The 8,746-nt window shown below is 69.0% G+C and carries 8 protein-coding genes; 5 read left to right on the top strand and 3 right to left on the bottom strand.

The features are described from left to right. Positions 1-152: 152 nt before the first annotated feature. A complete protein-coding gene (locus tag AB0J09_RS46945; protein WP_360706579.1) occupies positions 153-1,622 on the top strand; it encodes an LCP family protein in 1,470 nt (489 codons plus the stop codon). A 177-nt stretch (positions 1,623-1,799) separates the two neighbouring features. On the opposite strand, the gene AB0J09_RS46940 is transcribed toward AB0J09_RS46945, so the two are convergent. Together AB0J09_RS46940 and AB0J09_RS46935 are read right to left on the bottom strand one after the other, a co-directional pair. Beyond that, positions 1,800-2,405, bottom strand: coding sequence for a DUF305 domain-containing protein (locus AB0J09_RS46940; RefSeq protein WP_360706576.1), 606 nt, complete (start codon positions 2,403-2,405; stop codon positions 1,800-1,802). 609 nt (positions 2,406-3,014) lie between these two features. Beyond that, positions 3,015-3,224 (bottom strand): copper ion binding protein, encoded by a 210-nt coding sequence (locus AB0J09_RS46935; RefSeq protein WP_360706573.1) that lies wholly within the window; start codon positions 3,222-3,224, stop codon positions 3,015-3,017. A 148-nt stretch (positions 3,225-3,372) separates the two neighbouring features. On the opposite strand from AB0J09_RS46935, the gene AB0J09_RS46930 reads away from it, so the two are divergent. The 4 genes from AB0J09_RS46930 to AB0J09_RS46915 all read left to right on the top strand — a co-directional run bounded on the left by AB0J09_RS46930 (position 3,373) and on the right by AB0J09_RS46915 (position 7,216). Further along, a complete protein-coding gene (locus AB0J09_RS46930; protein ID WP_360706570.1) occupies positions 3,373-4,551 on the top strand; it encodes an FAD/NAD(P)-binding oxidoreductase in 1,179 nt (392 codons plus the stop codon). A 62-nt stretch (positions 4,552-4,613) separates the two neighbouring features. Next, positions 4,614-4,988, top strand: a complete 375-nt coding sequence (locus AB0J09_RS46925) for a BlaI/MecI/CopY family transcriptional regulator (RefSeq protein ID WP_360706567.1) — start codon at positions 4,614-4,616, stop codon at positions 4,986-4,988. Beyond that, the gene (locus AB0J09_RS46920; RefSeq protein WP_360706561.1) at positions 4,985-6,022 is read left to right on the top strand and encodes a M48 family metalloprotease; all 1,038 of its coding nucleotides are present in this window, start codon (positions 4,985-4,987) and stop codon (positions 6,020-6,022) included. The genes AB0J09_RS46925 and AB0J09_RS46920 overlap by 4 nt, the downstream gene beginning before the upstream one ends. A 264-nt stretch (positions 6,023-6,286) precedes the next feature. Then, positions 6,287-7,216 carry an NlpC/P60 family protein gene (locus AB0J09_RS46915; RefSeq protein WP_360706582.1) on the top strand — a complete coding sequence of 310 codons (930 nt, stop codon included), beginning with the start codon at positions 6,287-6,289 and terminating at the stop codon, positions 7,214-7,216. Positions 7,217-7,251: 35 nt separating this feature from the next. Here AB0J09_RS46915 and AB0J09_RS46910 read toward each other — a convergent pair whose 3' ends face one another. Continuing rightward, the gene (locus tag AB0J09_RS46910) at positions 7,252-8,463 is read right to left on the bottom strand and encodes a hypothetical protein (protein ID WP_360706558.1); all 1,212 of its coding nucleotides are present in this window, start codon (positions 8,461-8,463) and stop codon (positions 7,252-7,254) included. Positions 8,464-8,746: the final 283 nt, after the last annotated feature.

Here is an 8,746-nt window from a genome sequence, read left to right as displayed (position 1 = left end):
GCTTGGCGGGGCGTCCGCCGCGGCGGACGTACGCGCGGTGTTCGCCTCCCGCGGCATCCTCTGACCCGTCCCCACGAAAACCCGGGTTCTGCGCGGCCGATTTGCTAAATTTCTTGCGCGATGGGGCAGATGTGGCCCTCGGGGGAGGTCGGATGCGCAGGTGGACTGCTCCATCCGTGATCGGCTGGACGCTTGCGTCGATCGTTGTGCCGGGTGCCGCGCATTTGCGCGCCGGGCGCAAACGTACCGGTCTGATCATGGTGGGGATCTTCGGGGTGCTGCTGATCGGTGTCGTGGTCGCGCTGGTCAACGGCGAGGCACTGGCCGGTCTGCTCATCGACCCGACCTGGCTGGCCGTGGTCATAGGGCTGTGCGTGGTGGCAGGGCTGGGCTGGGCGGCGGTCGTGATCAGCTCCTACGTCGTGCTGCGCCCGGGCAGGCTCGGCCAGTGGGGTCAGCTCGGTACGGGCGCGGTCGCGGGCGTGCTGACGGTGGCCGTGGCGCTGCCGTTCGGACTGGTTGCCACGACCGCCCGCACCTCCGACGACGCGCTCGGCACCGTCTTCCAGTCCTCGCCCTCTCAGCCGATCGATCACAAGGATCCGTGGCGAGGACGCGATCGGCTCAACATCGCGCTGCTGGGCGGCGACGGCGCGAACTCGCGCAAGGGCGTCAGCATCCGCACCGACAGCATCAACGTGGTCAGCATCGACGTCCACACGGGCGACTCGGTGGTCTTCGCGCTGCCCCGCGAGCTGGAGAACGCGCCGTTTCCGCCGGGCTCCGCGCTGGCCAAGCGGTTCCCGCCACCGAAGAACTTCTGGCTGCCACCAGGCCAGGGCCGCGGCTCCGCCGACCTGATCAACGGCGTCTGGGCCTACGCCGACATGCACCCCGAGGTCGCCGGCCACTCCCCCACCCGCGCCCCGGACGCGGTCAAGGGCGCGCTCGGCCAGATCCTCGGCCTCAAGATCGACTATTACATGCTCGTCAACATGTGGGGCGTGGCGCATCTGATCGACGCTCTCGGCGGCGTCACCATCCATGTCGAGCAGGACATCTGCTACGGCGTGGGCCGTACCGACGGCGGCGTGGTCAAGGCCGGCACCCGCACCCTCAACGGCACCCAGGCCCTCTGGTACGGCAGGGCCCGCGACCACCCAGGCAGCACCTGCGCGGGCGCCGACAACCACACCCGGATGCGCCGCCAGCAGTGCGTGATGAGCGCCATGCTCAAGCAGCTCAACCCGAGCAACGTGCTGCTGAAGTTCAACGCTCTGGCCGCCGCGGCCAAGCAGACTTTCCGCACCGACATCCCGCGTGACCTGCTGCAGGACCTGGTCCCGCTCGCTCAGCAGGTCAAGTCCGCCCGCGTGTCCAAGCTGAACTTCGTTCCGCCCGCCTACAACCCGGCCTACCCGGACTATCCGCGCATCCGCAAGGCGGCGAGCGCTGCCATCGCACGCTCCCGCGGGTCGGGCCAGGTGGTCCGCGCCGAAGCCGCCACCCCTTCTCCGGCCAGTACGGCTACCGCCACGCCCTCGACGCGTCAGCGCCGACAACAATCCGGCCGGCTGGACACGCTGGACTCGTCATGCGTGCCCGGCAAGAAGGGAGCCTAGCCAGGACTGTCGTCGGCGTTGGCGCGGAGCCTGACGGCCTGCGCCATCTCAGGCGACGAGGCCGCGCCTGTCCACGGGGAGGAGCGATGGGCACCGGGCTTGCGGACGTGCTCAGCATCATCCGCCTGGATGAGCCATGACCGCCCGGGCGCCGATCGCGCCCGGACGGTCATGACATCAGAGCCGGTCGAGGATCTTCTGCAGTTGCGTCACCTCGGTCTGCTGAGTGGTCTCGATGGCCCTGGCCAGTTCTTTGGCCTGCGAGTTCGAGCCATTGGCCTGCTCGGTCCCGGCCATCTCGATCGCGCCCTTGTGGTGGGCGATCATCTGCTGGGCGAACAGCCTGTCGAACTCCTTGCCCTTGGCGGTGTCGAGCTTCTTCATGTCCTCCTCGGACATGACGCCCGGCATGCCGTGCCCCATGCCTGCCTCAGCGGGCTTGCCCCACTCGCTCAGCCAGCCCTTCATGGTCTGGATCTCCGGGTCCTGCGCCGCCTTGATCTTCGCCGCGAGCTCCTTGATCTCCGGGTCGCTCGCGCGCGTCGTCGCCAGCTCGGCCATCTCGACCGCCTGCTCATGGTGCGGGATCATCATCTGCGCGAACATGACGTCCGCGTCATTGACGGTGCCCGACGGCTGCGCACTTGCGCTGGTGGAAGCAGGCGCGCTCGCGCTGCCCGTCCCCTCATGCCCGGCCATGGAGTCGGCGTTGCCGCCGCACGCGGTCAGCAAGGCGAGCGCACCTGCGGCAATGGTGAGGGACATCTTGCGGTTGTTACGCATGGTTGATCGTTCTCTCGATGTGTTGGAACTGTCGGCCGGCTCGCGGACGGTCGTCCGCGTGATCATCGGCCTATATGCGCAACATCGAGAGACTGGCCAGCCTCAGAGACGTGGGCCTTGGCGGAGGCCTGGCCACCTGCCGGACAGGTGGGAGGCCTCCAAAGCCGTCATTCGTTCGACTCCCCACTCTGGTCCAGGCCGCCACCAGCAGCATGACCACGAGCGACATCAGTATGGCCAGGCACACGCTGGTCGGGTCGAGTCCAGGCATCTCATGCTCGGGAACGAATGCCCGCAGCCCCGCCGGAACAACGGGAAGGGGTTCCTGGGCGACGCTCATCCCGTGTGCGTCGGATGAGAGGCCACCGTGCCGGCCGTGGACATGGCCCAGGGTGTGCATGCCGTACACGCCCAGGGCGAGCACGACGAGCAGGAGCCCGCGCGCGACCCGCAACGCGAGGCGTCGCCGTGCGACTCCCACCGGCCCTCCCTGGATAATCGGCATGTCACGGGTCCCATCAGTGTACTAAGGGGCCTCGTAGCACCCGCCAAGGCCGACCGGGTGCCGCCATGTGCGGAAAGGCACCCGGCTTCTGACGGGCGCCGGGATCAGGCGGTGACCAGCTCGTAGCCCGCTTCTTCGACGGCCTCCCGTACAAGACCCTCTTCGATGGGCTCGCTTCCCGTGACAGTCACCTTGCCCGTGGCGAGTTCCACGTCGACCGCCGTAACGCCGGCGATCTTGCCGACTTCGGACTTCACGCTGCCCACGCAGTGGCCACAGGTCATCCCGCTCACGGTGTAGGTTGCGCTGCTCATATCGACCCCTCTCACAAATACCCCTCATGGGTATGTTCACCCAGGAAAATACGCCGGAAATGCCCCTCTCGCAACCCTAACCCCCTACCCGTATATGAGATCAACGTCACTCGGCCAAACATACCCCCAGCCCGTATTGTGGCCAGGCATGACAGAGCTGAACACCATCGCTGTCGTCGGAGCCTCGCTGGCCGGTCTTCGTGCCGTCCAGGCCCTGCGACGAGAGGGCTTCGACGGCACGATCACGCTGATCGGCGCGGAAAAGCACCTCCCCTACAACCGCCCGCCGCTGTCCAAGAGCATGCTGAGGGGCGATGACGAGGTCACGCTTCCGGGCGCGGAAGAAATCGGCGACCAGTGGCTGAAGGGCCGCCGCGCGGTACGGCTGGACACCGGGGATCGGCGGCTCACCCTGGACGACGGCTCGGAGGTCCACTACGACGGCTTGGTCATCGCCACCGGCGCCCGCCCTCGACGCCTGCCCGAACACCCGGAGGGCGTGCACACCCTGCGCACGATCGAGGACTCCGTGGCGCTGCGCGCCGAACTGGCCGCCGGACATGACAACGTGGTGGTCATAGGAGGCGGCTTCATCGGGGGCGAGGTGGCATCGACGGCTCGCTCTCTCGGCCTCCCGGTCACCCTCGTCGACGCCTCCCCGTACCCCATGCAGAACGTCCTGGGCGCGGCGACGGCGCGCTGGCTCGCGGACCATCACCGGGACAACGGCGTCGAGTTGATCAGCCGGACGCGCGTGACCGGATTCGACGGGACCGGCGGGGTGACAGGAGTGCGGCTGAGCGACGGCCGCACGCTGCCCGCGAGCCTGGTCGTCGCGGGTACGGGGGTGGTGCCGAACACCGGCTGGCTGGAGGACAGCGGGCTGACGTTGAGCGACGGCGTGGTGTGTGACGAGCGCCTGTTCGCCGTGGGGGCGGCGAACGTGGTGGCCGCCGGCGACGTCGCACGCTGGCCACACAGCCTGTACGGCGGCGAACTCGTACGCGTCGAGCACTGGTCCAACGCCAACGACCAGGGCGGCGTCGCCGCGCTCAACCTGCTGGCCGGTCCCGAGAACGCCAAGCCGTTCGCCGACCTGCCCTCCTTCGCCACCCACGTGCACGGCGCCCGCATCCAGACCGCCGGCCTGCCGCACCTGGCCGACGAAACGCGCCTCGTCACCGGATCTCCGGAAGAGGATCGTTTCGCCGTCGCCTTCGCCAGGGACGGCGTGCTCGTCGGCGCGGTCGCGGTGAACTCCCCCAAGGACCTGATCCGCATCAAGCGCGCCATCGTCGCGGGTGACGGCCCGGACGCCCTGGCCTGACCTGAAGAGCCCACTACGATCGCCGGTAGCATTGCCTCGACCGCGGGTGGGAGGACTGGCAGATGGCGCGTGGCCTGGGAGAGCTCGAGTCCACGATCATGGATCACATGTGGGCCATCAGGGAGCCCGCCTCGGTCAGGGACGTCCTGGAGCATCTCCGCAAAGACCGCACCCTCGCCTACACCACGGTGATGACCGTGATGGACAACCTCCACACGAAGCGGCTGCTCAAGCGCAAGCCCGTCGGCCGGGCCTACATCTACGAGACCGTGTCGTCGAAGGAGGCCTACACCGCCGAGGTGATGCGCGAGTCCCTTGCCAGGAGCGGCAACCGGGCGGCCACGCTGGTGCACTTCCTGGAACGGCTCACTCCCGAGGAGGCAAGTGCCCTGGAGGCGGCGCTGCAGGTGTATCCGCCAAGAGGGCTCAGCTCATGACGGTGGCGATCGTCCTCGCCCTGTACAGCGCGTTCGCCGCCGTGGTGCTACCGAGGTTCCTGAGGCTGGCCAAGTGGTCCGACCGCGCGCCTCGGCTGGCGATCGCCCTGTGGCAGGCGGCCAGCATGTCGGCGATCGTCTCGGCGCTGCTGTCGGCCTTCGCCGTGGCCGTGCCCGCCAGCGTGGTCGGATACGGTCTTGCCTGGCTGTTCGAGGCCTGCGCCGCCATGCTGGGCCACGGAGCGGCCACGCTGAGCGCGACCACCACCCGCGTCGGCCTCGCCATCGGCGGTCTCCTGGTGGCACGGCTGGCCTACACCGGTGGAGCCGTCCTGCTGGGCGCCCGCCGCGAACGACGACGGCACGGCGAGGCGCTCAGCCTGCTGGGCCGGCGCGACCGCGACCTCGACGCGGTCGTGGTCGACTACGAGGAACGCCTGGCGTACTGCCTGCCCGGACACAACGGCCACGCGGTCATCACCACCGGCGCGCTGCGTTCGCTCGCGCCGGAGCAGGTGGCCGCCGTGTTGGCCCATGAGCAGGCACACCTGCGCGGCCGCCATCACCTGGTGCTGGCCGGTACCGAGACGCTGGCGCGAGCGTTTCCCCGCATCCCTCTGTTCGGCCAGGCCCGAGCCGAGATCGCCCGCTTGGTCGAACTGCTGGCCGACGACGTGGCGGCACGCCGCCACTCGCGCATCCACATCGCCGCTGCCCTGGTACGGCTCACCACAGGCCGCGTGCCCGCCTTCGCGCTGGGCGCGGGCGGCGAGACGGCACTCACCCGCGTCCGCCGGATGTTGCACCCGCAGGCACCGCTCGACCGGCGCGAACGCCTTGCGGGAGTTCTCGCCGTGACGGCGCTGCTCGCCGGCCCCGCCACCCTGGCCGCGGCCCCGGGCGTGGGCGCGTTCCTCGCCCACCACTGCCACTCCTTCCTCCCCCTCGCCCTCGCGGGAGCGATCACCGCCCTCCGTACCCGCACGACGGCGAACGCCGCAGCCGCCGACGAGACCGCCGCCTCCCGGCACTGAGGTCATCGCCCCGGCCCTCCCAGAGAGCCGGGTCGCACCGCTGAAAGCCCTGGCGACGACCTTGCGTACCTCCGCATGGGCCGGCGCTGCTGTCGGCTACGCCGGATCGTACTGAGATCCCTCAGCGGAGCAGTTCTTACGAACAGCTCAAGGAGTCTCCCCACTTCAGTACTATTTTGTCCCACATTGGAAGATTTACGAGGAGGCATCGTAGTGGCCGTGCCGACGTGGCTTGGGCGAACAGCAGCGGCCGGAGCCTTGGCAGTGGTCGCATCGGTCGCCGCTCCGGGCGCCGCCTTCGCCGAGCCGTCGCCCGCAAAGGCCAGAGCCAAGCTGGTGAAACTGAACGAGCAGGCCGACCGGCTAGTCGAGCGGTACAACCAGGCCACCGAAACGTACAAGAGCGCCAAGGAGAAGTACAGCGCCCTCAACGCCGAACTCGGCCGCAAGGACGCCCGAGCCGACGCCCTTCGTCAGGATCTTGTCACAGCGGCGGTCAACGACTACCAGGCGGGCCCGTTCCCCCTCTGGGGAAGACTCATCGGCCAGAGCGACCCGCAAGCGCTGCTGGGCAACATGGCCTCCCTCCAGCAGATCGCCGAGGCCAGGGCGGCGAAGATCCGGGCCTATGACGCGGCCACCAAAGAGCTTCGCGATCGCCGCAACGAGGCCAAGCGCCTCCTGGCGGGGGCCGAGACCGCGCGCGACAAGGTACGCGGCGAGAAGGCGAAGGTCGACAAGCTGGTCAAGGAACAGACCAAGCTCCTGCGCAGGCTCGGCGCGTTCAACACCGGAGACCCCAACAGCCCGGGCATCGTGTACACCGGCCCGGCCTCCGGCAACGCCCGCTTAGCGCTCCAGTTCGCCTTCGCCCAGGTGGGCAAGCCGTACCGGTACGGCGGCACCGGACCGGGCTCGTACGACTGCTCCGGCCTGACCCAGGCCGCCTGGCGCCGTGCGGGCGTCGAGCTACCCCGCACCACCTGGACCCAGTGGGGCTGGGGATCCGACTGCCGCGTGCCGCTGGACCAGTTGGAGCCGGGCGACCTGCTCTTCAGCAAGGGTCTCGGACACATGGGCATGTACGCCGGCAACGGCAAGATGGTCCACGCGCCACAGACCGGAGACGTCATCAAAGTCGTCGACCTCGACGATTACTGGCGTACCCGCCTGCTCGGCGCGGTCCGCCCGTAACACACCAGGACCGCCTCAAGGGGTGTCACACGGAGTCAGTCGCCGTGCAGGCCGTCCGGGTCGCAGTAGTCGACCTCGTTCGTCGGCCTGAAGTTGGCGACGATGATCTCTCGCTTGAACGGGCCGCCCTTCGGCACGTCCTCGGCCGACACCTCCAGCGTGAACTGCTGCATCGCCCGCAGCGCGCGGCCGGCGATGACGACCGGGCGGCGCACCAGGTAGATCGCAGAGAAGGGGCAACAGTAGTAGCTGCCGAACGGCTTGCCCTGGGCATCGGTGGCAAAGGTGATCGCGCCGTACTGCCGGGCGGCATCGATCTCGGCCTGGATACGCAAGGTGATGGCGGGGGCCGGGTCGTAGTCCCACATCTCCTTGATCGCCTGGTGTGCCCGCGGGTCGGCCTGCCAGAAGCTCCGCTTCTGCGGGTCGGTCAGGCACCACGGGTCGAAGTTGCGGGCATCGGCAACCCTCAGGTTGGCGGGCGGGACGGCCTGCCGTACACCTGGTCCCTTGTAGCCGGCGATCAAGCCGGGCATCGCGATGAGCTGGCCGAGGTGATAGTAGATCTCCAGCGCTCGCTGCAGGCGCTGCTCGATGGCCTCGTGCATGCGCGGCGCCGGGTGGGTGTCGAGAAGGCCCTCGGCGTAGTCGGCGGCCGTCGCCGCCTCGGCGGCCAGTTGGCGCAGCCGTTCCAGCGCGTGGCGGTGATTGTCGGCGTCGGCGACGGTCTGTTCGAAGACGCCGAGCGCGACCTCTGCGTGCCTGCGGACAGCACGTGCGGCGGCGAGCATGCCGTGCAGGTGCGGCAGCGGGCACGGGCTGGCCTCTGCCCATTCGGGCAGGTCGGCGGGTAGCAGCAGCTCATTCTCCACCAGGTAACGGGAGTTTCCCGCGGCCTGGCGCGCCCGCGACACCCAATTCTCGACCTGGGCGAAGCAGGCGTCGACTTGCAGAGCGGTGACCTGCGGTACGTAGCCGACGGTGCTCGGGTCGGCGGCGTAGTCCGCGTCGAGCAGGTGCTCTCCGATGGCTTGCAGAACGAACGCGTTCCACGTGCACAGCAGTTGCCCGGCCGCTGCCTGCGGGCCGTGCCACAGGTTCACCCCCTCGGCGGCTAACCGGGAGCGCAGCGCCTCCGCCTGCTCCAGCTCGGTGTAGACGAGCCCGCCTGCTCGGCGATAGGCCTCGAGCTCGTCGGCCCGGACTTCCCCCTTGAACGCCGCCGCCATCCGCGTCATGAACGACATGCATACCTCCCCGTTGTGCCCCGTCCGTCGTAGCGTACGGGCGGACATGATGCCCACGTCGGTACATTTCGATCACGACTTGTGAACATGACCACGAACGTCAAAGGTCGTTTTGGGCCGCGGCACTGCTGGGACGGGCTGACCGACCGGCGCCTTCCACGAGGGCGGAGTCTCCAGTCCGGGACCCTGCCCGATCGCGTGTGAGTTCACCAGCCGACATCGTCGCAGCCCTCGTGATCGGCGGGCTCGACCTGGAGGGTGGCGTGGGCGACGCCGTGGCGCC

This window comes from Nonomuraea sp. NPDC049784, assembly GCF_040659615.1.
In the GTDB taxonomy this organism is placed as follows: domain Bacteria; phylum Actinomycetota; class Actinomycetes; order Streptosporangiales; family Streptosporangiaceae; genus Nonomuraea.
The sequence above is the reverse complement of the archived record's forward strand: the minus strand, read 5'-3'. Positions and strand labels throughout refer to the sequence as shown.

Coding starts and splice junctions, on each gene's coding strand:
- AB0J09_RS46925 (WP_360706567.1), top strand. CDS start 4,614: ATGGCGCGTGGCCTGGGAGAGCTCGAGTCCACGATCATGGATCACATG.
- AB0J09_RS46945 (WP_360706579.1), top strand. CDS start 153: ATGCGCAGGTGGACTGCTCCATCCGTGATCGGCTGGACGCTTGCGTCG.
- AB0J09_RS46910 (WP_360706558.1), bottom strand. CDS start 8,463: ATGTCGTTCATGACGCGGATGGCGGCGGCGTTCAAGGGGGAAGTCCGG.
- AB0J09_RS46930 (WP_360706570.1), top strand. CDS start 3,373: ATGACAGAGCTGAACACCATCGCTGTCGTCGGAGCCTCGCTGGCCGGT.
- AB0J09_RS46920 (WP_360706561.1), top strand. CDS start 4,985: ATGACGGTGGCGATCGTCCTCGCCCTGTACAGCGCGTTCGCCGCCGTG.
- AB0J09_RS46940 (WP_360706576.1), bottom strand. CDS start 2,405: ATGCGTAACAACCGCAAGATGTCCCTCACCATTGCCGCAGGTGCGCTC.
- AB0J09_RS46935 (WP_360706573.1), bottom strand. CDS start 3,224: ATGAGCAGCGCAACCTACACCGTGAGCGGGATGACCTGTGGCCACTGC.